Annotated in this window: 21 protein-coding genes and 1 tRNA gene; 16 read left to right on the plus strand and 6 right to left on the minus strand. The window is 74.1% G+C overall.

Annotated elements, in window-relative coordinates:
• Positions 1–41 precede the first annotated feature (41 nt).
• The 3 genes from zwf to tkt form a co-directional block, all read right to left on the minus strand.
• Positions 42–1,583 (minus strand): glucose-6-phosphate dehydrogenase, encoded by a 1,542-nt coding sequence (gene zwf, locus EDF32_RS10875; protein WP_123308568.1) that lies wholly within the window; start codon positions 1,581–1,583, stop codon positions 42–44.
• Between the two features lie 67 nt (positions 1,584–1,650).
• On the minus strand, positions 1,651–2,781 hold the full coding sequence (gene tal / locus EDF32_RS10880) for a transaldolase (RefSeq protein WP_123308569.1): 1,131 nt from the start codon (positions 2,779–2,781) through the stop codon (positions 1,651–1,653).
• A 159-nt stretch (positions 2,782–2,940) separates the two neighbouring features.
• The gene (tkt, locus tag EDF32_RS10890) at positions 2,941–5,103 is read right to left on the minus strand and encodes a transketolase (RefSeq protein WP_123308570.1); all 2,163 of its coding nucleotides are present in this window, start codon (positions 5,101–5,103) and stop codon (positions 2,941–2,943) included.
• Positions 5,104–5,411: 308 nt separating this feature from the next.
• Between tkt and EDF32_RS10895 the strand changes: the two genes are divergently transcribed.
• From EDF32_RS10895 to EDF32_RS10965, 16 genes are all read left to right on the plus strand, one after another.
• On the plus strand, positions 5,412–6,332 hold the full coding sequence (locus EDF32_RS10895; protein WP_233565883.1) for a heme o synthase: 921 nt from the start codon (positions 5,412–5,414) through the stop codon (positions 6,330–6,332).
• A 7-nt stretch (positions 6,333–6,339) separates the two neighbouring features.
• Positions 6,340–7,314 (plus strand): site-specific tyrosine recombinase XerD, encoded by a 975-nt coding sequence (locus EDF32_RS10900; protein ID WP_123308572.1) that lies wholly within the window; start codon positions 6,340–6,342, stop codon positions 7,312–7,314.
• 185 nt (positions 7,315–7,499) lie between these two features.
• Complete coding sequence (locus tag EDF32_RS10905; protein ID WP_123308728.1) at positions 7,500–8,315, plus strand: ParA family protein; 816 nt, start codon at positions 7,500–7,502, stop codon at positions 8,313–8,315.
• 43 nt (positions 8,316–8,358) lie between these two features.
• Positions 8,359–9,279 carry a ScpA family protein gene (locus tag EDF32_RS10910; protein WP_199734912.1) on the plus strand — a complete coding sequence of 307 codons (921 nt, stop codon included), beginning with the start codon at positions 8,359–8,361 and terminating at the stop codon, positions 9,277–9,279.
• Entirely contained in the window at positions 9,276–9,995 is a 720-nt protein-coding gene (locus EDF32_RS14890) for an SMC-Scp complex subunit ScpB (protein WP_233565865.1), read from the plus strand. Before EDF32_RS10910 ends, EDF32_RS14890 begins: the two co-directional genes overlap by 4 nt.
• Positions 9,992–10,894 (plus strand): pseudouridine synthase, encoded by a 903-nt coding sequence (locus tag EDF32_RS14895; protein ID WP_233565866.1) that lies wholly within the window; start codon positions 9,992–9,994, stop codon positions 10,892–10,894. Before EDF32_RS14890 ends, EDF32_RS14895 begins: the two co-directional genes overlap by 4 nt.
• A 3-nt stretch (positions 10,895–10,897) precedes the next feature.
• Entirely contained in the window at positions 10,898–11,260 is a 363-nt protein-coding gene (aroH, locus tag EDF32_RS10920) for a chorismate mutase (RefSeq protein ID WP_123308574.1), read from the plus strand.
• 168 nt (positions 11,261–11,428) lie between these two features.
• Positions 11,429–12,127, plus strand: a complete 699-nt coding sequence (cmk, locus tag EDF32_RS10925; RefSeq protein ID WP_123308730.1) for a (d)CMP kinase — start codon at positions 11,429–11,431, stop codon at positions 12,125–12,127.
• Positions 12,124–12,819: a 1-acyl-sn-glycerol-3-phosphate acyltransferase gene (locus tag EDF32_RS10930; RefSeq protein ID WP_123308575.1), complete on the plus strand. Its 696-nt coding sequence runs from the start codon at positions 12,124–12,126 to the stop codon at positions 12,817–12,819. Before cmk ends, EDF32_RS10930 begins: the two co-directional genes overlap by 4 nt.
• 47 nt (positions 12,820–12,866) lie before the next feature.
• Entirely contained in the window at positions 12,867–14,423 is a 1,557-nt protein-coding gene (gene der / locus EDF32_RS10935; RefSeq protein WP_123308731.1) for a ribosome biogenesis GTPase Der, read from the plus strand.
• A 14-nt stretch (positions 14,424–14,437) separates the two neighbouring features.
• Positions 14,438–15,514, plus strand: coding sequence for a hypothetical protein (locus EDF32_RS10940; RefSeq protein WP_158614089.1), 1,077 nt, complete (start codon positions 14,438–14,440; stop codon positions 15,512–15,514).
• Positions 15,515–15,561: 47 nt separating this feature from the next.
• Positions 15,562–15,635, plus strand: a tRNA-Pro gene (locus tag EDF32_RS10945).
• Positions 15,636–15,712: 77 nt separating this feature from the next.
• Complete coding sequence (locus EDF32_RS10950) at positions 15,713–16,267, plus strand: AAA family ATPase (protein ID WP_123308576.1); 555 nt, start codon at positions 15,713–15,715, stop codon at positions 16,265–16,267.
• Positions 16,268–16,351: 84 nt separating this feature from the next.
• Positions 16,352–17,092, plus strand: a complete 741-nt coding sequence (locus EDF32_RS10955; protein WP_123308577.1) for an MSMEG_4193 family putative phosphomutase — start codon at positions 16,352–16,354, stop codon at positions 17,090–17,092.
• A gap of 9 nt (positions 17,093–17,101) precedes the next feature.
• On the plus strand, positions 17,102–17,653 hold the full coding sequence (locus EDF32_RS10960; protein WP_123308578.1) for a DUF3090 domain-containing protein: 552 nt from the start codon (positions 17,102–17,104) through the stop codon (positions 17,651–17,653).
• Positions 17,650–18,423 (plus strand): SCO1664 family protein, encoded by a 774-nt coding sequence (locus EDF32_RS10965; protein WP_123308579.1) that lies wholly within the window; start codon positions 17,650–17,652, stop codon positions 18,421–18,423. Before EDF32_RS10960 ends, EDF32_RS10965 begins: the two co-directional genes overlap by 4 nt.
• A gap of 17 nt (positions 18,424–18,440) precedes the next feature.
• On the opposite strand, the gene EDF32_RS10970 is transcribed toward EDF32_RS10965, so the two are convergent.
• The 3 genes from EDF32_RS10970 to EDF32_RS10980 form a co-directional block, all read right to left on the minus strand.
• On the minus strand, positions 18,441–19,529 hold the full coding sequence (locus EDF32_RS10970; protein ID WP_123308580.1) for a YihY/virulence factor BrkB family protein: 1,089 nt from the start codon (positions 19,527–19,529) through the stop codon (positions 18,441–18,443).
• A gap of 125 nt (positions 19,530–19,654) precedes the next feature.
• On the minus strand, positions 19,655–20,560 hold the full coding sequence (locus EDF32_RS10975) for a PrsW family glutamic-type intramembrane protease (protein WP_158614090.1): 906 nt from the start codon (positions 20,558–20,560) through the stop codon (positions 19,655–19,657).
• 167 nt (positions 20,561–20,727) lie between these two features.
• Positions 20,728–21,138, minus strand: a complete 411-nt coding sequence (locus EDF32_RS10980) for a nuclear transport factor 2 family protein (protein WP_123308582.1) — start codon at positions 21,136–21,138, stop codon at positions 20,728–20,730.
• Position 21,139 lies beyond the last annotated feature (1 nt).

A 21,139-nucleotide genomic window follows, 5' to 3' on the forward strand; every position in this document is an offset into this window, starting at 1 on the left:
GGCTGCGGTGCGGGCGCCCGGGGGTGCTGCCCCGAGGGTCGTCACGGCCGCCGCCACTCGCGCCCGTCGCGCGCCAGCATCGCGTCGGCCGACTCCGGCCCCCACGTCCCGGAGCGGTACTGCTCGGGCTTGCCCTCGGCCGCCCAGTGCGCGGTGATCGGGTCGAGGATGCGCCAGGACAGCTCGACCTCCTTGTGGCTGGGGAACAGGGGCGGGTCGCCGAGCAGGACGTCGAGGATCAGGCGCTCGTAGGCCTCGGGGGAGGACTCGGTGAAGGCGTGCCCGTAACCGAAGTCCATCGTCACGTCGCGCACCTCCATCGCGGTGCCCGGGACCTTCGCGCCGAACCGGATGGTCACGCCTTCGTCGGGCTGGACGCGGATGACGAGCGCGTTCTTGCCCAGCTCGGAGGTCGCGGACGTCTCGAACGGCAGGTGCGGGGCGCGCTTGAAGACCACGGCGATCTCCGTGACCCGCCGGCCGAGGCGCTTTCCGGTGCGCAGGTAGAAGGGCACGCCCGCCCAGCGCCGGTTGTCGATGTCCAGGCGGACGGCCGCGAAGGTCTCGGTGGTCGAGCGGGGGTCGAAGCCCTCCTCCTCGAGGTACCCGACGACGGGCTCGCCGCCCTGCCAGCCGGCGGCGTACTGGCCGCGCGCCGTGTGGGCCGACAGGTCCTCCGGGAGACGGACCGCCGAGAGCACCTTGATCTTCTCGGCGCGCAGCGCGTCGGCGTCGAAGGAGACGGGCTCCTCCATCGCGGTGAGCGCGAGCAGCTGCAGGAGGTGGTTCTGGATGACGTCGCGCGCTGCGCCGATGCCGTCGTAGTAGCCGGCACGCCCGCCGATGCCGATGTCCTCGGCCATGGTGATCTGGACGTGGTCGACGTAGTTCGAGTTCCAGATCGGCTCGTAGAGCTGGTTGGCGAAGCGCAGCGCGAGCAGGTTCTGCACCGTCTCCTTGCCGAGGTAGTGGTCGATCCGGAACACGGACTCCGGGTCGAAGACCTGCGAGACGACGTCGTTGAGCTCCTCGGCGCTCTGCAGGTCGTGGCCGAAGGGCTTCTCGATGACGACGCGCCGCCACGCGTCCTGCGACGACGCCGAGAGCCCCGACTGGGACAGCTGCTGGCACACGACCGGGAACGCCGACGGCGGCACGGAGAGGTAGAACGCGTGGTTGCCGCCGGTGCCGCGCTCGGCATCGAGCTTCTCGACCGTCTCGCGCAGCCGCTCGAAGGCGTCGTCGTCGCCGAACTCCCCGCGCACGAACCGGATGCCCTCGGCGAGCTGGGTCCACGTCGACTCGTCGAAGGGCGTGCGCGCGTGGTCCCGCACCGAGTCGTGCACGATCTGCGCGAAGTCCTGGTCCTCCCAGTCGCGGCGCGCGAACCCGGTGAGCGCGAAGCCCGGGGGCAGCAGCCCGCGGTTCGCCAGGTCGTAGACCGCGGGCATGAGCTTCTTGCGCGCGAGGTCGCCCGTCACCCCGAAGATCACGAGGCCGCAGGGCCCCGCGATCCGGGGCAGGCGCAGGTCGCGGGGGTCCCGCAGCGGGTTCTCGCCCGCACTGATGGTCGCCGGTGTCACCGGGTGTCTCCGTTCGTGGTCCGTGGCGGCGGGACGGGTCCGGCGCCGGTCGTGCGGTGGGTGGGGCTCAGGCGTCCGAGAGGCCGTTCTCGACGGTGGCGAGGAGCTCGGTCCAGCTGTCCGCGAACTTCTGCACCCCCTCCTCCTCCAGGCGGCCGATGACGTCGTCGAGCGAGACGCCGACGGCCTCGACGGCCGCGAAGGTGGCCCGGGCGTCGGCGTAGCGGCCGGTGACCGTGTCGCCGTCGACGGAGCCGTGGTCGGCGAACGCGTCGAGGGTCGGCTCGGGCATCGTGTTGACGACGCCGTCCGTCACGAGCTCGGTGACGTACATCGTGTCGGAGTAGTCGGGGTTCTTGACGCCGGTCGACGCCCACAGCGGGCGCTGGGGGTGCGCGCCGGCCTCGGCGAGCGCCTTCCAGCGGTCCGAGCGCAGGACCTCCTCGTACGCCTCGAACGCCAGGCGGGCGTTCGCGACGGCGGTGCGCCCGCGCAGCGCCAGGGCCTCGTCGGTGCCGATCTTCTCCAGCTCCGCGTCCACCGCCGTGTCGACCCGGGAGACGAAGAAGGACGCGACGGAGCCGATCGGCTCCAGCGCGTGCCCCGCCTCGCGCGCCTGCTCGAGGCCGCTGAGGAACGCCTCCATGACGGCCCGGTACCGCTCGAGGGAGAAGATCAGGGTGACGTTGACGCTGATCCCCGCGGCGAGCGTGCGGGTGATCGCGTCGAGGCCCTGCACGGTCGCGGGGATCTTGATGAAGACGTTCGGCCGGTCGACGGTGGACCACAGGCGGGCCGCGGTCTCGACCGTGGCCTCGGTGTCGAGCGCCTGGCGCGGGTCGACCTCGATGGACACCCGCCCGTCGACGGTGCCGGTCGCGTCGTAGACGGGACGCAGCGCGTCGGCGGCCGTGCGCACGTCGTCGGTGGTGATGGTCTCGACCGCGGGCTCCACGGTGGTGCCGGCCGCCGCGAGCTCGCGCAGCTGGTCGTCGTAGGCGTCGCCCTCGGCGAGGGCCTTCGCGAAGATGCTGGGGTTCGTCGTCACGCCGACGACGTCGCGCTCCGCGACGAGCCCGGCGAGGTTCCCCGAGCGCAGCCGCTCTCGGGACAGGTCGTCGAGCCAGATGGACACGCCGGCGGCGCTGAGCGCCGCGGTCCGTCGGCTGGGGGTGCTGGAGCTCGTCTGCTCGGGCATCGTGGTCCTCTCTCCGTTCGGATGGTTCTCACGTGCGTGCGCGCGTCGTGCCGCGCGCCGGTGCCGGTCCGCCGGCGGGGGGGGGGGGGGGGGGGGGGCCCCCCCCCCCCCCCCCCCCCCCCCCCCCCCGACCGGTCCCCGGTCGTCTCGCGACCAGTGTCAGGCCTGGTCGCCGGTCCCGCCCTCCGACGGCACGGGCGACTTGCCCGGGGCCACGCCCTCGGCCGCGGCGGCGACGGACGCCCGCGCGGCATCGGCGACCGCCTCGGCGGTGATGCCGAACTCGCGATACAGCGTCTCGTAGTCCGCCGAGGCGCCGTAGTGCTCCAGGCTGACCGTGCGGCCGGCGTCACCGACGATGTCGTGCCAGCCCTGCGCGACGCCCGCCTCGACGGACACGCGGGCGCGGACGGCGGCGGGGATCACCGAGTCGCGGTAGTCGTCGTCCTGCTTGTCGAACCACTCGCGGCAGGGCATCGACACGACACGTGCCGAGATCCCGTCCGCCGCGAGCAGGTCCCGGGCCTCGACGGCGAGCTGGACCTCGGAGCCCGTGCCGACCAGCACGACGTCCGGCGTCCCGTCGGCGTCGACCAGCACGTAGGCGCCGCGGGCGACGCCCGAGGCGTCGGCGAAGGCGCCCTCGCCACGCTCGTAGGTGGGCACGTTCTGGCGGGTGAGGACCAGCCCGGCGGGGTTGTCGAGGTTCTCGAGCACCGTGCGCCACGCCCAGGCAGTCTCGTTCGCGTCCGCGGGGCGGACGACGTCGAGGCCGGGGATCGCGCGCAGGGCGGCGAGGTGCTCCACCGGCTGGTGCGTCGGGCCGTCCTCGCCGAGGCCGATCGAGTCGTGGGTCCAGACGAAGGTCGTCGGGATGGCCATGAGCGCCGAGATGCGCACCGCCGCGCGCATGTAGTCGGAGAACTGCAGGAAGGTGCCGCCGTACGGGCGTGTGAGGCCGTGCAGGACGATCCCGTTGAGGATCGAGCCCATCGCGTGCTCACGGATCCCGAAGTGCAGCGTGCGCCCGTACTCGTTGCCCGGGAACTTCTTCGTGGCGTGCTCGACCGGCACGAAGGACGTCGCGCCGTCCATCGTCGTGTTGTTGGAGCCGGCGAGGTCGGCGGAGCCGCCCCAGAGCTCGGGCAGCACGTCGGCGAGCGCGGACAGGACCTTCCCGGACGCCGCGCGGGTCGCCACGCCCTTGCCGGCCTCGAACTCGGGCAGTGCGTCGGTCCAGCCCTCGGGGAGCTCGTGCGCCGAGAGGCGCTCGAGGAGCGCGGCCCCGTCGGGGTCGGCGGTCTTCCAGGCGGCGAACGCGGTGTCCCACGCAGCGCGCTGCTCGGACTGCCGGTCCGCGACCGCGCGGGTGTGCGCCAGGACCTCGTCGGAGATCACGAAGGACTGCTCGGGGTCGAGGCCGAGGGCGACCTTGAGGCCGGAGACCTCGTCCGCGCCCATCGCGGAGCCGTGGATCCCGCCGGTGTTCTGCTTCGTGGGGGAGGGGAACCCGATGATGGTGCGCAGGTCGATGATCGAGGGCCGGTCCGTCTCGGCCCTCGCGGCCTCGAGGGCCGCCGCCAGCGAGTCGACGTCCTCGGCGTAGCCGGTCCCGCCGTTCGTCCAGTCGATGCGCTGGGTGTGCCAGCCGTACGCGGCATAGCGCGCGAGGACGTCCTCGGTGAACGCGATGTCGGTGTCGTCCTCGATGGAGATCTTGTTGTCGTCGTAGATGACGACGAGGTTGCCGAGCTTCTGGTGACCGGCGAGCGACGACGCCTCGGACGTCACGCCCTCCTGGAGGTCGCCGTCGGAGGCGATGACGTACACGTGGTGGTCGAACGGGCTCGTCCCGGGGGCGGCGTCGGGGTCGAGGAGGCCGCGCTCGCGGCGGGCCGCCATCGCCATGCCGACCGAGGAGGCCAGGCCCTGCCCGAGCGGGCCGGTGGTGATCTCGACACCGCGGGTGTGCCGGAACTCCGGGTGCCCGGGCGTCTTCGAGCCGAACGTGCGCAGGGCCGCAAGGTCCTCCATCTCGAGCCCGTAGCCGGCGAGGAAGAGCTGCAGGTACAGCGTGAGGGACGAGTGGCCGGCGGAGAGCACGAAGCGGTCGCGCCCGATCCAGTGGTCGTCCGCGGGGTCGTGGCGCATCGTCTTCTGGAACAGCAGGTACGCGGCGGGCGCGAGGGAGATCGCCGTGCCGGGGTGGCCGTTGCCGACCTTCTCGACGGCGTCCGCTGCGAGGGCCTTGATGCTCCGCACCGCCTCGTCGTCGATCGCGGACCAGTCGAGCGGCGTGATCGCCGGGTCGAACGTGTTCACCGAACCTCATTCCCGTCCCCGGGCGTGTCGGGGACCGTCAGCCATCGTCGGACACGACCGGTGTGGAGGCGCCGTGCCGTCCGCGCGGCTCGCGCGCGGCGGGTGCGGCACCGTGCGGCCGCCGTGGGGCGGCCTGCCGGTCTCTCCTCAGCCTATACACCACCGGGCGCGCAGGTGCGGTGGGGGTCGAGGGGCGGGAGGGTCGTCGGGCAGGGGCACGACGCGGCGCCGGGGCGAGGGCCGTAGGATGTGGGGGACCGCCCGGACGAGAGAGAACGGAAGCTGCGCGAGTGCACACGACGAGCCAGGTGCCGACCGACGCTCCGGCGCAGGTCCCGGCGGTCAGGACGCGCGGGCGGGTGGGCGCGTACGTCGCGCTCACCAAGCCCCGCATCATCGAGCTGCTGCTCGTCACGACGCTGCCCACGATGATCCTGGCCCAGGGCGGGATGCCGAGCCTCTGGCTCGTGCTCGCCACCCTGGTCGGCGGTGCCGCTGCGGCAGCGTCCGCCAACGTCTTCAACTGCTACCTCGATCGCGACATCGACGAGGTGATGAACCGCACGAAGCGCCGCCCGCTGGTCACCGGCGAGGTGACGCCGACGGCGGCGCTGGTCTTCGCGAGCGCGCTCGGCCTCTTCTCCCTCGCCTGGTTCGCCCTGCTGGTCAACGCCGCGTCCGCGTGGCTGACCTTCGGCGCGATCGCCATGTACGTGGTCGGCTACACGATGCTCCTCAAGCGGCGCACGTCGCAGAACATCGTCTGGGGCGGCATCGCGGGGTGCATGCCCGTGTTCATCGGCTGGGCCGCGGTCGACGGCGGGCTGAGCTGGAGCGCCGTCGCGCTGTTCGGCGTGATCTTCTTCTGGACGCCGCCGCACTACTGGCCGCTGTCCATCAAGTTCACCAACGACTACCGGGCCGCCGGCGTCCCGATGCTCCCCGTCGTGGCGAGCTCCGCGCGGGTCGCCCGCGAGATGGTCGCGTACACGGTCGCGATGATCGTCTGCTCGCTCGCGCTGGTGCCGCTCGCCGGGATGACGTGGGTGTACACGGTCGTGGCCGTCGGGCTGGGTGCCTGGTTCCTCACGTCGTGCGTGCTGATGCTGCGGCGCGCCGAGCGACCGGGGACCGGCAAGCTCGGGGCGATGAAGGTCTTCCACGCCTCGATCACCTACCTCACGCTCCTGTTCGTCGCGGTCGCGGTCGACGTCTTCCTGCCCTTCTGACGCCGCCGTGGCAGCGAGCCAGTCCCCGCCCGCCCCGGTGCCCGACGACGTCGCACCGGGTCTCGCCCGCGCCGTCGCCGACTACCTCGCGCACCTGGGCGTCGAGCGCGGCCTGTCGCCCCACACCCTCGGCGCCTACCGGCGCGACCTCGCCCGCTACGTGGGATACCTCACGACGCTGCGGCGCACCGGCGTCGACGGCGTGCTGCCGCAGGACGTGACGGGGTTCCTCGCCGCCGTGCGCACCGGGGCGGACGGGGGGAGCGCGCTGTCGCCGTCGTCGACGGCCCGCACGCTCGCGGCCGTGCGCGGGTTCCACCGGTTCGCGCTCGCGGAGGGGTCCGCGGGGGACGACCCGTCTGCCGACGTGCACGCCCCGGTGCAGGCGAAGCGCCTGCCCAAGGCGATCTCTACCCACGAGGTCGAGCTGATCCTCGAGGCGTCCGGCCAGGGCGAGGGCCTCGCCCCGCTGCGCGACCGGGCCCTGCTCGAGCTCGTGTACTCCACGGGGGCGCGCATCTCCGAGGCGGTGAACCTCGACGTGGACGAGCTCGACCTCGAGCGCGGGGCCGTGCGCCTCTTCGGCAAGGGCAGCAAGGAGCGGGCGGTGCCGGTCGGCTCCTACGCCCGGCGCGCTCTGGAGGCCTACCTCGTGCAGGCCCGGCCCGGGCTCGCCGCGCACGGCGTGGGCACGCCGGCCGTGTTCCTCAACACCCGGGGGCGCCGGCTGAGCAGGCAGAGCGCCTGGTCGGTGCTGCGCAGCGCCGCGGAGCGCTCGGGCATCGAGCGCCCGGAACGGATCTCGCCGCACACGCTGCGCCACTCGTTCGCGACGCACCTGCTCGCGGGCGGGGCGGACGTGCGCGCGGTCCAGGAGCTGCTCGGGCACGCGTCGGTGACGACCACCCAGATCTACACGCTCGTGACGCCGGACACGCTGCGCGAGGTGTATGTCGCCGCGCACCCGCGCGCCCTCGGCTGAGAACGCGGCGCTCGTCGGCGACCGGCCCCGGGCGTCGATGCGCGGCGCGCCCGGACGCGCGCGGGTCTGGGCCCGGGCGCTGTTGTAGCGTGGCGGGCGTGAGCATCCCGAGCGAGACCAGCACCGACGACACCGTCTCGGGCGCCGCGGTCGGCGCGCTCCGTCCCGACGCGGCCGGGCGGACCATGCCCGAGTTTCCCGAGCCGCCGCCGCTCGCGGAGCACGGACCGGCGCGGATCATCGCCATGTGCAACCAGAAGGGCGGGGTCGGCAAGACCACGTCCACGATCAACCTGGGCGCGGCGCTGGCGGAGTACGGCCGCAGGGTGCTCGTTGTCGACTTCGACCCGCAGGGCGCCGCGTCCGTGGGCCTGGGGGTGAACCCCCACGAGCTCGACCGGACGATCTACAACCTGCTGATGGAACGGCACGCGGACATCCGCGAGACCATCGTCACCACGGGCGTCGAAGGACTCGACCTGCTGCCGGCCAACATCGACCTCTCGGCGGCCGAGGTGCAGCTCGTGGGCGAGGTGGCTCGCGAGTCCGTCCTCTCGCGGGTGCTGCGCCCGGTGACGGACGACTACGACGTGATCCTGGTCGACTGCCAGCCGTCCCTCGGGCTGCTGACCGTCAACGCGCTGACGGCCGCGCACGGCGTCGTCATCCCCCTCGAGTGCGAGTTCTTCGCCCTGCGCGGCGTGGCCCTGCTCGTGGAGACCGTCGAGAAGGTCCGCGACCGGCTCAACCCCCGGCTGGAGATCGACGGGATCCTCGCCACGATGTACGACTCGCGCACGCTGCACTCGCGGGAGGTCGTGGCCCGGGTGCACGAGGCCTTCGGGGACCGGCTGCTGCACACGATCATCGGGCGGACCGTGAAGTTCCCCGACGCCTCGGTGGCGGCCGAGCCCATCACCGCGTACGCGCCGAACCACCCCGGCGCGGCGGCCTACCGCCAGCTCGCCCGTGAGCTCGTCGCCCGCGGCGACGCGGCCTGAGGAGGCGGGGGGTGCCCTCCGCCCGCCGCGGGCGGAGGTCACCGTGAGCGGCGCTGCGCCGGCGCCGGCGGCGGTGCCGGGAGCCGCGACGGCCGTGGCCCAGGACCTCGGGCAGGGCCGCGTCGCCCGCGACGCGTTCGAGGTGCACCTGGAGAACTTCTCCGGGCCCTTCGACCTGCTGCTGTCGCTGATCGCCAAGCACCGCCTCGACATCACCGAGGTCGCCCTCGGGGCGGTCACGGACGAGTTCATCGCCTACATCCGCCGCGCGGGGCCCGACGGCACGGCCGACTGGAACCTCGGCACGGCCAGCGAGTTCCTCGTCGTCGCCGCGACGCTCCTGGACCTCAAGGCCGCGCGGCTGCTGCCCGCGGGCGTCGTCGACGACGCGGAGGACCTCGAGCTCCTCGAGGCGCGCGACCTGCTGTTCGCGCGGCTCCTGCAGTACCGCGCCTACAAGGAGGTCGCGGCGGTCGTCGCAGAGCGGCTGGCCACCGAGGGGAGACGCTTCCCGCGCCAGGTCCAGCTCGAGCCGCAGCTGGCCGCGCTGCTGCCCGAGCTGGTGTGGCAGGTCGGGGCGGAGCAGCTCGCCCGGCTGGCCGCGCGGACGCTCGCGCCGCGCGAGGCGCCGCCGGGGGTGGACCTGAGCCACCTGCACGCGCCCGCCGTCAGCGTGCGCGAGCAGGGGCAGGTCGTCGCCGAGCGGCTGCGGCGCGACGGGGCCGCGACGTTCCGCGCGCTCGTCGCGGGCGCGGAGCAGGCGGTGGTCGTGGCCCGGTTCCTGGCGCTGCTCGAGCTGTTCCGCCAGGCGCTGGTGGCCTTCGAGCAGGTGACGGCGCTCGGAGAGCTGACCGTGCGGTGGACCGGCGGCGGGGACGACGCCCCGGTCGCCAGCAGCGAGTACGACGAGCAGGACGATGCGGCGGCGCACGATGCGTCGGCGGACGAGGGAGCACGGGGATGAGCGAGGCCACGCAGGGGTCGCCGGACGCACCGGACGCCGACGAGCTCGCGTTCGACGTCGACGCGCTGCCCGGTGGGGCGAGGGCGGCGCTCGAGGCGGTCCTCATGGTGGCCGACGAGCCGATCCCGGCGCCGGCGCTGGCGTCGGCGCTCGCGCTGACCGTCGCCGAGGTGGAGACGTTGCTCACAGGGCTCGCCGCGGCCTACCGGGGCGGGACGGGGGAGCGGCCGCGCGGTTTCGAGCTGCGGGAGGCCGGCGGCGGCTGGCGCTTCTACTCCGCCCCGGCCTTCGCCGACGTCGTCGGCCGGTTCGTGCTGGAGGGCCAGACGGCGCGCCTGACGCAGGCCGCGCTCGAGACGCTCGCCGTCGTCGCCTACCGCCAGCCGGTCACGCGCGGGCAGGTCTCGGCGGTGCGCGGGGTGAACGTCGACGGCGTCGTGCGCACGCTGACGGCGCGCGGGCTGGTCGCCGAGGTCGACCACGACCCCGCCACGGGTGCGATCCTGTACGGGACCACGGGATACTTCCTGGAGCGGATGGGGTTCTCGACGATCGACGAGCTCCCGCCGCTCGCCCCCCACCTGCCCGACGTGGACGCGCTCGACGAGATCGACGGTCTGGCGGACCTCTCGGGGCCCGCCGGCCGGCGGGCGCACCCGGAGGCCGGGGGGCCCGAGGCCTCCACCGCACCGACGAAGGACGACGACACACCATGAGCACTCCCAGGCCGCGCCGCGGCGCAGACCGCCCGGACGCCTCCGGCGGCTCCGCATCGAAGCACCGCAAGGGCTCCCGTCCGGCGGGCTCGCGGAGCCCCTCGTCGGGGTCCGCGCCGCGCACCCGCCGTCCGACGAAGGTCGCCGAGGCGCCGGCCCGCGACGTGCACGACCCCGAGGGTGTTCGCCTGCAGAAGGTGCTCGCCGGGGCGGGGCTCGGGTCCCGGCGCGCGTGCGAGCAGCTCATCGAGGAGGGGCGCGTCCAGGTGGACGGCGTGACCGTGCGGGAGCTCGGCGTGCGGGTCGTGCCGGGCGACGTCGTCCTGCACGTGGACGGGATGCGGGTCCAGCTCGACACGTCGCTGGTGACCGTCGCGCTCAACAAGCCGCAGGGCGTGCTCTCCACCATGCACGACCCGGACGGGCGCCCGACGCTCACCGACTTCGTCGGGGACCGCAAGGAGCGCCTGTTCCACGTCGGCCGGCTCGACGCGGACAGCGAGGGCCTGCTCCTGCTGACCAACGACGGCGAGCTCGCCAACCGGCTCACGCACCCCAAGTACGAGGTGCGCAAGACGTACCTCGTCAGCGTCGAGGGCCGCGTGAAGGGATCGCTCGCGAACAAGCTGCTGCACGGCGTCGAGCTCGAGGACGGCACCGCGCGGGTCGACGCGTACAAGCTCGTGGACGCGACGCCCGTCGAGAGCCTCGTCGAGGTCGTCATCCACGACGGCCGCAACCGCATCGTGCGCCGCATGTTCGAGGAGGTCGGCCACCCCGTGACGCGCCTCGTGCGCACCCAGGTCGGCCCCATCCGGCTCGGCAACCTGCGCCCCGGCACCACCCGCGTGCTCGGCCAGGCGGAGCTCGGCTCGCTGATGTCCGACCTCGGGCTGTAGCGCGTGCCCGTCCGCGCGGTGCGGGGCGCCACCCAGCTGGACGCCGACGACCGCGAGCACCTGCACGAGCGGACCGGCGAGCTGGTCCGTGCCGTCCTGGCCGAGAACGGGGTCGGCACCGACGCGCTGATCTCGGTCTTCTTCACCTGCACGCCCGACCTCACGTCCGACTTCCCGGCCGCCGCCGCGCGGCGGCTCGGCCTCGGCGACGTGCCCCTGATGTGCGCGGTCGAGGTCGACGTGCCGGGCGCGCTGCCCCGCGTGGTGCGGCTCATGGCGCACGCCGAGCTCGAGGTCCCGCGCGCCGAGGTGCGCCACGTGTACCTGCACGGGGCACGCGCCCTGCGCCGCGACATCGCGCAGTAGCGAGGCAGCGGCTCCGTGGCTGCGCGGCCGCTGCGCCGCGTATCCTCACCGTCAGCCCCCCGACCGATCCTCCGACCCGCCCAGGAGACGCACGTGACCAGCACCGCCCCCGACCGCCCGGACGTCCCCGCCAGCACGGACGGGGCCGGCTCGTCGGCCGGTGCCGCGCTGGTCGTCGCGATCGACGGGCCTGCCGGATCCGGCAAGTCCAGCGTGTCGCGCGCCGTCGCCCGCCGCCTGGGGCTCGGCTACCTCGACACGGGCGCCATGTACCGGGCGGCGACGTGGTGGTGCCTGGACCAGGGCGTCGACCTCGCCGACCCGGACGCCGTCGCGCACGCCGTCGCCGCGATGCCGCTGGTCATGGGCACCGACCCGGCGGACCCCACGGTCTCCGTGGACGGCACCGACGTGACGGCCGCGATCCGCACGGGCGAGATCTCCACGGCCGTCAGCGCCGTGGCCACGAACCTCGAGGTCCGCGCCGAGCTGCGCCGCCTGCAGCGCGCGGCCATCGGCGCCGAGCGCGCGCCCGGGGCGCACTCCGGCGGCCGCGGCGTCGTCGCCGAGGGGCGCGACATCACCACCGTCGTCGCCCCGGACGCCGACGTGCGCGTGCTCCTGACCGCCAGCGAGGCCGCGCGCCTGGCGCGCCGGGCGCGCGAGCTGCACGGCGACGCGGGCGACGCCGCGGTCGAGGCCACGCGCGACCAGGTCCTGCGCCGTGACAAGGACGACTCCACCGTCTCCCAGTTCCAGGTCGCCGCCGACGGCGTCGTGACCGTCGACTCCTCAGAGCTCGACCTCGACCAGACCATCGACGCCGTCCTGACCGTGATCGCGCAGGTGACGGGCACCCCCGCGTGAGCGCGGACGCCGTCGAGCTCTACGGGCCCGACGGCCCCTCGCCGCGCGGGCCGGCCTGGTCGCGGCACGTCGGGCGGTTCGGCGCCCACGTCGTGTGGCGCACCGAGGTCCGCGGCGCCCAGCACGTGCCCGCCGCCGGTCCCGTGATCCTGGCGGCGAACCACACCGGCGTCGTGGACGGCCCCCTGCTGCTCGGCGTCTCGCCCAGGCCGCTGCACATCCTGGTCAAGCAGGAGATGTTCAGCGGTCCCGTGGGCGCCGTGCTGCGCCGCGCCGGGCAGATCCCCGTCGACCGCGCCAACGGCCGCGCGGCGCTCGCCTCGGCGCTCGCGGTCCTGCGCCGCGGGGACGCCGTCGGGCTGTTCCCCGAGGGCAACCGGGGCCGCGGCGACGCGTCCGGCGGGCAGGCGGGCGTCGCCTGGCTCGCCCTCCACGGGCGGGCTCCGGTCGTGCCCGTCGCGATCCTCGGCACCCGGCGCAGCGCCGAGGGCACGGGTCACGTGCCGGGGCTCCGGCGCCGCCTCGTCGTGCGGATCGGGACGCCGCTGAGCCTCGAGCGCCGGCCCGGGAGCACCGGGCGCGAGGCGCTCGCCGAGGCGAACGAGGCGGTGCGCGCGGCGCTCGCCGGGCTCGTCGCGCGCGCCTCCTACGAGTCCGGGATCCCCCTGCCCGACGCCGTCCGGCGGGCCTGAGGGGCCTGCGTTCGGCGTCGGGCCCCGCGCCTGGGAGAATGGGCACCATGACCCACCCCGACGACGCCCTCGACGACGCCACCGCCACGCCCGGCGCCGCCGTCGGCGCAGCAGAACCCGACGCGACGACCGACGAGCCCGAGGGCGTCGGCACGATCGACCAGAGCGCCGACGACGCCTCGCGAGAGCGTGCCCTGCGCGCCGGTCTCGACGACTACGAGCTGGCCGACGAGGACCTCTCGCTCCTCGACCACGAACCCGAGGACGGGCAGGACGAGGCGCCCGAGGCGCCGCTGCCGGTGCTCGCCGTCGTCGGACGCCCGAACGTCGGCAAGTCCACCCTCGTCAACCGCATCCTCGGGCGCCGCGAGGCCGTCACCGAGGACAAGCCCGGCGTCACGCGCGACCGCGTGAGCTACCCCGCCGAGTGGGCGGGCACGCGGTTCACGCTCGTCGACACCGGCGGCTGGGAGGTCGACGTCGCCGGCATCGACGCGCGCGTCGCCGAGCAGGCCGAGATCGCCATCGACCTGGCGGACGCCGTCGTGTTCGTCGTGGACGCCGTCGTCGGTCCGACGGACACGGACGAGCGGGTGGTGCGCCTGCTGCGCCGGGCCGGCAAGCCCGTCGTGCTGTGCGCCAACAAGGTCGACGGCGCGGCCGGCGAGGCCGACGCGCTGTCCCTGTGGAGCCTCGGGCTGGGCGAGCCGCACCCGGTCTCCGCCCTGCACGGGCGCGGCACCGGGGACCTGCTCGACGCCGCGGTCAACGCCCTGCCGGAGATCAGCGCGCACGGCGAGCTGCGCCCCGAGGGGCCGCGCCGGGTCGCGCTCGTCGGGCGGCCCAACGTCGGCAAGTCCTCGCTGCTCAACAAGGTCGCGGGCGCCCAGCGCGTCGTCGTCGACGAGGTCGCCGGCACCACCCGCGACCCCGTCGACGAGCTCGTGCTGCTCAAGGGCCAGCCCTGGTGGTTCGTGGACACCGCAGGCATCCGCCGGCGCGTGCACCAGACGCGCGGCGCCGACTTCTACGCCTCGCTGCGCACGCAGGCCGCGATCGAGAAGGCGGAGGTCGCCGTCGTCCTGCTCGACGCGAGCGTGCCCATGACGGAGCAGGACACCCGCGTCATCTCCCAGGTGGTCGACGCCGGGCGGGCGCTCGTCATCGCGTACAACAAGTGGGACCTCATGGACGAGGACCGCCGCCGCTACCTCGAGCGCGAGTTCGACCGCGAGCTCGTCCAGGTGCAGTGGGCGCCGCGCGTGAACGTCTCGGCGCGCACCGGTTGGCACACGGACCGGCTCGTGCCCGCGCTCGAGCGGTCCCTCGCCTCGTGGGACAGGCGTATCCCGACCGGGCGCCTGAACGCGTTCCTCGGCGAGCTCGTCGCCGCCCACCCGCACCCGCTGCGCGGTGGCAAGCAGTCCCGCATCCTCTTCGCCACGCAGGCCTCCACCCGGCCCCCGCGGTTCGTGCTGTTCGCCACCGGGTTCATCGAGGCCGGCTACCGGCGCTTCATCGAGCGGCGCCTGCGGGAGGAGTTCGGCTTCGAGGGCTCGCCGATCGAGATCTCCGTGCGCGTGCGCGAGAAGCGCCGACGCTGACCCCTGGTGCGCCGATGACCGAGGACCCGTTCGCGGGGCGCCCCAGGCGCCTGCGCCTCGGGCTGCCCCGGGACCCCGCGTCCGGGCGATACCTCACCGGGTTCTTCGTCGTCACGGTCACGACCGTGCTCCTCGTGCGTGGCCTGCTGGCCGCGACCGGCTACCCGCAGGTCGGGGGAGCCGGCCTGCACGTGGCCCACGTGCTCTGGGGCGGGCTCGCGATGGCGCTCGCGGTGATCGTGCTGCTCAGCTTCGTGGGCCCGACGGCGCGGCCCCTGGCGGCCGTCCTCGCGGGCATCGGGTTCGGGCTGTTCGTCGACGAGGTCGGCAAGTTCGTGACCTCCGACAACGACTACTTCTTCGCGCCCACGGCCGCGATCGTCTACGTCGTCGTGGTCGCGCTCGTGCTCGTCGCCGAGGCGCTGCACGGGCGCCGGGAGCACCACCCGTCGGAGTACCTCGCGGGCGCGGTGGACCGCGCCGCGGCGGGGATCGCGGGCGGCTTCACGGCCCGCGCGCGGGCCGAGGCGCGCCACCTCGCGGAGCGGGGCTCGGGCGCGCCGGGGGCCGAGGAGGTCGCGGCGCTCGTGGACGCGGTCGTCGACGACGACGCGGAGCTGGTCGATCCCGTCGCGGCGCTCGGGTCCCGGGTGCAGGGCGTCGCCCGACGGATGCTGGCCGCGCGCCGGCTGCCGTGGGTGCTGCTCGCGCTGACTGCGCTGACCGTCGGGGCCGAGACGGTCCTGGGTCTCCTGGCGAACGAGGGCGTGACGCGCTGGGTCGCCGTCGGGCTGCTCGCCTCGTCGGCGCTCGTGCTCGTCGCCATGGTGCTGGCGGGCGCGGCGGCGCTGCGCGGCGAGGCGACCGCCGCCTGGGACTGGTTGTACCGGGGCACGCTCGTCGGGCTGCTTCTCGTGCAGGTGTGCGCCTTCCGGGCGCTGTCCTGGCCCGCCGCCGGCGGCGCGGTCGTGCTGCTCGCGGTGTACGTGCTGGCGGACCAGGCGCGCGACGGCGTCGGGGCGGACGACGTCGGTCACCGCAGGACCGCGGGGGAGCGGACCGTGTCTCGGGGACGGCCGGAGGTGCGGTAGTATTTCGGACGGCTCGCAAGGGCCACCGGGATCCGCTCGCGGGTCCTCGGGCTGTGGCGCAGCTTGGTAGCGCACCTGACTGGGGGTCAGGGGGTCGCAGGTTCAAATCCTGTCAGCCCGACATCGGAAGCCCTGGTGAGAGCATCGTTCTCACCAGGGCTTCGTCGCGCTCGAGGGCGACGCTGCTAGCGTGAACGCGTGGTCGCGGATGTCATCCTTCTGACTGGTTCTCCGGGGTCGGGCAAGACGACGATCGCCCGGAGCCTTGCCAGCGGCTTCCCGACCTCCGTGCACCTGCACACCGACGACTTCTGGCGGGCGATCGTCTCTGGCGGGATCGCCCCCTACCTGCCCGCTTCGGACGCGCAGAACCACACCGTGATGACCGTGGTCCAGCGGGCAGCCTGGGCGTACGCCGCCGGCGGCTTCGTCACGGTCGTCGACGGGATCATCGGCCCGTGGATGCTCCCGCACTTCCAGCGGCCCAGCGCCCACGACGGATTGACCGCCCCGCGGATCCACTACGTCGTCCTGCGCGCCAGCCGCGCCGAGTCCTTGCGACGGGCGCAGGCACGCGCCTCGCCCGACGCGCTGGTCGACGAGGTGCCAGTGACCGAGCTGTGGGACCAGCTCGCCGACCTCGGGGCGCTCGAGAGTCACGTCATCGACACCACCGCCCACGGACCGGACGAGACGCTGGCCGCCGTTCGACGGGCCGTCTCCGGTGAGCAGTTCCTGCTGCATCGAGGCTGAACCAGCGGGACGTCGGCACGGCGTCGCGCGGTGCGGGCGGGATCGGCGCGGTCCAGGGCCTCCTCGGGCACCTAGGCTCGGGTCATGCCTACCGTCCTGCTCGTCCGCCACGGCCGCACCACCGCGAACGCCCAGGGACTGCTCGCAGGGCGGGCACCCGGGGTGAGCCTGGACCCGGTCGGTCGCCGGCAGGCCGTCCGCGCCGCCGAGCGCATGTCCGGCGTGCCGTTGGCCCGGGTCGTGACGAGCCCCCTGGAACGCTGCCGGAGGACCGGCCGGATCCTCGTGGAGCACCAGGACCGCGCGCCGGAGTGGAGGGTCGAGGCGGGCATCACCGAGTGCGACTACGGCCGCTGGCAGGGACGAGCCCTGCGCGACCTGGTGAACGAGCCGCTGTGGGCGGTCGTGCAGACCCAGCCGTCGGCGGCGACGTTCCCCGGTGGTGAGTCGCTCGCCGCGGTGCAGGCCCGCAGCGTCGGCGCCGTCCGGCGCCACGACGCAGATGTCGCCGCGCAGCACGGACCGGGTGCGATCTGGGCCGCGGTCGCGCACGGCGACGTGATCAAGGCAGTGCTCGCCGACGCGCTGGGCATGCACCTCGACGTCTTCCAGCGCATCGTGGTCGGCCCCGCGTCGGTCTCGGTGGTGCGGTACGGGCCGCACCGGCCGGAGGTGGTGGCCACCAACACGGACTGCGGCGACCTGTCATGGCTGAGCGGGGCGGCGCCGGCCGGCGACGCGCCGGTCGGCGGGGGGAGCGGCCCGCCGCGTCCCGGCGACGAGGACGACGCGAGCGGACCTGACCACAGGCCCCAGCGCTCGTAGAGTGAGGGCATGCCCACTCTCGTGCACGAGTTCGACTGGCCCGACCGGGTCGTGATCGGCACGGTCGGACCGCCCGGATCGCGAACCTTCTACCTGCAGGCACGCGCCGGTTCCCGGACGGCCAGCGTCGCCCTGGAGAAGGAGCAGTCCGCCGTCCTGGCCGAGACCGTCCAACGTCTGCTCGACGAGCTGATGTCGGAGGAGGACAACCGGTACAGCGTGCCCGAGGCGGTCCCTGTCGAGCTGGTCGACGACGACCCCTTGGACCAGCCGGTCGAGGCGGACTTCCGCGCCGGGTCGATGCGCCTGAGCTGGGACCCGCGCAGCGCCCAGGTGGTCCTCGAGACCTTCCCGCTCGTCGAGGGCGAGGACGCCGACGGCGATCCGCTCGAGGAGCGGGACCCGCCCGAGGCGCTGGTGGTGCGGATGCCCGTCGGCACGGCCCGCGCGTTCGTCCAGCGCACGCGCGCCGTCGTCCGCTCCGGCCGGCCGATCTGTCCCCGCTGCGGGCTGCCCGTCGACGACGACGGGCACGAGTGCGTGTCCTCAGCCGAGGGGTGACGTCGCCGCAGGTCGACCTCGACGGGGCCGACCTCGAGGTCGTCGGCCGCATCCGCAGCGCCTCGAACGCGACCTACCTCGCCCAGATCGGCGAGCTCGAGGTCGTGTACAAGCCGGTCGCCGGCGAGCGGCCGCTCTGGGACTTCCCGGACGGCACCCTGGCGGGCCGTGAGGTGGCCGCGTACGCCGTGTCCGAGGCGTCCGGGTGGGGTCTCGTACCGCGCACGTGGCTGCGCGACGGTCCGCTGGGACCCGGGATGGTCCAGCTGTGGCAGACGGTGGACGGCTCACGGGCGCCGGTCGACGTCGTCCCGACGGCCGAGGTCCCGCGGTCCGGGGTCCGGGTCGTGCTGGAGGGCAGCGACGGCGAGGGTCGACCCGTCACCCTGGTGCACGAAGACAGCGGTGCGCTGCGCCGCATGGCGGTGTTCGACGCGGTGGTCAACAACGCCGACCGCAAGGGCGGGCACGTCCTGCCGCTCCCGGACGGTCGTCTCCTCGGGGTCGACCACGGCGTGACCTTCCACGTCGATCCGAAGCTCCGCACGGTGCTGTGGGGCTGGCTGGGTGGCGAGCTGGACGCCGACGAGCTGGAGGGGGTCGCCCGGGTGCGCGACGGCCTCCACGGTGACCTCGGGCACCGGCTCGGCGCGCTGGTGACCGAGCGCGAGGTCGCCGCGCTGGACCGGCGCTGCGAGCGGCTGCTGCAGGACCCCCGGTTCCCGGCGCCCGCCGGAGACATGCCGGCGGTCCCGTGGCCGTTGTTCTAGCCGCAGGACGCCCGCCGTCAGTCGGAGCCCGTGCCCGGGTCCGTGCTGTCGCCCCGCGACTCCCGCAGCTCTCGGCCCTTGCGGACGTCCTCGTCGAGCTTGCCCTGCTTCTTGTCGCTCGCCCGGGTGTCGCGCGGCGGCAGCTGGATGCTCTTCTCGGCCGCGATCCCGCCCTGCAGCTCGCGTCCGCGCTCCACCTCGGCGTCCAGCTCGGCGCCGAAGAGCAGCGCGAGGTTGGTGATCCAGAGCCACAGCAGGAAGACGATGACGCCGGCGAGCGTGCCGTACGTGCGGTCGTAGCTGGAGAAGTTGGTGACGTAGAGGCCGAACGCCGCCGACGCGATCAGCCACACGACCAGGGCGACGACGGCGCCGAGGCTGATCCAGCGGAACTTGGGCTGCTTGACGTTCGGGGTCCCGTAGTAGAGCAGCGCGATCGCGATGATCACGAGGACGACGACGACGGGCCACTTGGCGATGTTCCACGCCGTGAGCGCGGCGTCGCTCAGGCCGATGGCGTCCCCGACGGCGCTCGCGACGCCGCCGGAGAGGACGATCGCCGCGACGACGACGACGGCGATGACGACGAGGATCAGCGTCACGAGCAGCAGCGCCGGCCGCAGCTTCCAGACCGGGCGGCCCTCGTCGACCTCGTAGACCCGGTTCATGCCCCGGCTGAACGCCGCCACGTACCCGGACGCCGACCAGAGGGCGATGACGACACCCGAGACGAGCGCGAACCCGGCCGCGGGAGCCTGCGTCAGCTGGGTCAGGATCGGTTCGATGGTCTCGGTCGCGGACTCCGCCCCGATGTCGCCGACGATGTCCAGCACCTGGTCGATCATCTTCTGCGGGTCGCCCAGCAGGCCCAGGATCGACACGACCGCCAGCAGCGCCGGCGCGATCGCGAGGACGGCGTAGTACGTGAGCGCCGCCGCCAGGTCGGTGCACTGGTCCTTGCCGAACTCCCGCACCGTCCGGCGCACGACGTAGAGCCACGAGGTCTTCGTGACGTCCTGCGGCGCGTCCGGCTTGCGCGGGTCGTCCGGTGCCGGCGCCGTGTCCTTGTCGGTGCTGGCCTCGCTGGTCGTCCCGTCGGTCGTCATCGCGTCGGCTCCGTTCGTCCCCGTGGGCCGGACGCGGTGCTCACCGCGCCCGTCGCCACGAGCGGCGACCCCACACTCAGGTCATCGTCCGTCGGCAGGCGCCGGCACGCCACGCCAACGCGATCTCACGCGCGCGACGGCGCCGTCGCGAGCCCGCGCGACCAGTGGCGCAGGGCGAGCACGCCGAGCAGCGAGACCACGGCGAGCCCGACGACGTAGAACCCCGTCGCCCAGGCCCCGGCGTTGTCCGCCACGGCGGGCAGCAGCTGGCCGTAGGCCAGCTCGTAGTGGACGCCGCCGGTCACCTTCGTGCCGAGATAGGCGGCGATGAACCCCATGGAGTCCCAGCCGGCGTGTAGCGCGACGACGACCACGTAGGCGAGCACCACGCCGCCGGTGAGGCGGTACTTCCCGGCGGCCGACGCCGCACCGAAGATCGCCGCACCCAGGATCGCCGTCCACAGGACGTGCCCGACCGGTGTCAGCAGCCCGCGCACCGCCTCCGTCTGCAGCAGCGCGTCCAGGTCGATCCGCCCGAGCCGGGTGAGGCTGGCGTTGAACGCATAGCCGGCGGACTCGAAGGCGGCGAACCCGGCACCCACGGTGGCGCCGAGCAGCGCACCCTTGAGCGCGGTCTTCTGCGCGACCCGCGCCCCGACGACGAGGAACACCACCGCCTTGACGAGCTCCTCGATCGCTCCGACGCCCACGTAGATCCACACGGACGGCGACAGCCGCGACTCCAGGACCGACGCCCCGAGGACACCGAAGATGCCGCCGATGAAGAACGCGGCGAGCAGCAGCATGATGTCGATCGTGCCCCTCGCGCGCTCGACCACGAACAGCACGACGCAGAACGGGACGAGGAAGCTCCCCAGCAGGATGACCGTGGGCACGAGGTTGGTGTTCTGCGTGCTGGACGTGACGATCGCCGTGACGGCCCACAGCGCCGCGCCGCAGACCAGCGCCTTCCACCACCACCCCCGGGCGGTGACGACGGTGGCGGACGGGGGAGCGGGTGTCGCGGGCATCGAGTTCCTTCGGGACGCAGGGCGGGGGGTGGCGGCGCGCCACTGGCACGAGTATGCGCAAGAGCCGGTGCACTGTCGCGCGGTGACCGCGGCGTTCGAGCACCCCATCGACGTCGGGCACCGGGGCGGGCGCTGGGGTGCGCGAGCGAGGCGGCGCCGGTAGCGACCTACGGCGTCGGGCCGGCGTCGGGGCCCTCGGTGCCCACATCGTTCGCGCTGTACGGGCGGCCCGGCCAGAAGGGCCACTCCTCGAAGTCCGAGACCCGGCCGTCGTCGGCCAGCTCGAGGACCCACAGGTCCTTGTACTCCTGGTCCCGGGGGGCGGTGTACCGAACGGCGACGCGGACGACGGCGTGGCGGCCCTCCACGGCGACGGGCTCCGCGGTCATGGAGAACGTCGCGCCCGCGTCCGCCGTCCAGAAGTCGGCGATCTCGGCGTGGCCGACCAGGGCGTGGTCGTACGGCGAACGGGAGTAGCGCGCGTCCTCGGTGAACAGGCGGGGCACGGCGCCGGCGTCGTCCTCGCGCCACGCGCGCTCGTACGCCGCCACCCAGGCGTTGACGCGGTCGTGGTCCATG

The sequence above is a fragment of the Cellulomonas sp. PhB143 genome (genome assembly GCF_003752595.1).
In the GTDB taxonomy this organism is placed as follows: domain Bacteria; phylum Actinomycetota; class Actinomycetes; order Actinomycetales; family Cellulomonadaceae; genus Paraoerskovia.

Bases quoted from the DNA above. Each gene is read 5' to 3' on its own strand.
- EDF32_RS10905 (WP_123308728.1), top strand. From the start codon at position 7,500: ATGCCCGAGTTTCCCGAGCCGCCGCCGCTCGCGGAGCACGGACCGGCG.
- EDF32_RS10980 (WP_123308582.1), bottom strand. From the start codon at position 21,138: ATGGACCACGACCGCGTCAACGCCTGGGTGGCGGCGTACGAGCGCGCG.
- der (WP_123308731.1), top strand. From the start codon at position 12,867: ATGACCCACCCCGACGACGCCCTCGACGACGCCACCGCCACGCCCGGC.
- tal (WP_123308569.1), bottom strand. From the start codon at position 2,781: ATGCCCGAGCAGACGAGCTCCAGCACCCCCAGCCGACGGACCGCGGCG.
- EDF32_RS14890 (WP_233565865.1), top strand. From the start codon at position 9,276: ATGAGCGAGGCCACGCAGGGGTCGCCGGACGCACCGGACGCCGACGAG.
- EDF32_RS10960 (WP_123308578.1), top strand. From the start codon at position 17,102: ATGCCCACTCTCGTGCACGAGTTCGACTGGCCCGACCGGGTCGTGATC.
- EDF32_RS10975 (WP_158614090.1), bottom strand. From the start codon at position 20,560: ATGCCCGCGACACCCGCTCCCCCGTCCGCCACCGTCGTCACCGCCCGG.
- EDF32_RS10955 (WP_123308577.1), top strand. From the start codon at position 16,352: ATGCCTACCGTCCTGCTCGTCCGCCACGGCCGCACCACCGCGAACGCC.
- EDF32_RS10940 (WP_158614089.1), top strand. From the start codon at position 14,438: ATGACCGAGGACCCGTTCGCGGGGCGCCCCAGGCGCCTGCGCCTCGGG.
- EDF32_RS14895 (WP_233565866.1), top strand. From the start codon at position 9,992: ATGAGCACTCCCAGGCCGCGCCGCGGCGCAGACCGCCCGGACGCCTCC.
- EDF32_RS10970 (WP_123308580.1), bottom strand. From the start codon at position 19,529: ATGACGACCGACGGGACGACCAGCGAGGCCAGCACCGACAAGGACACG.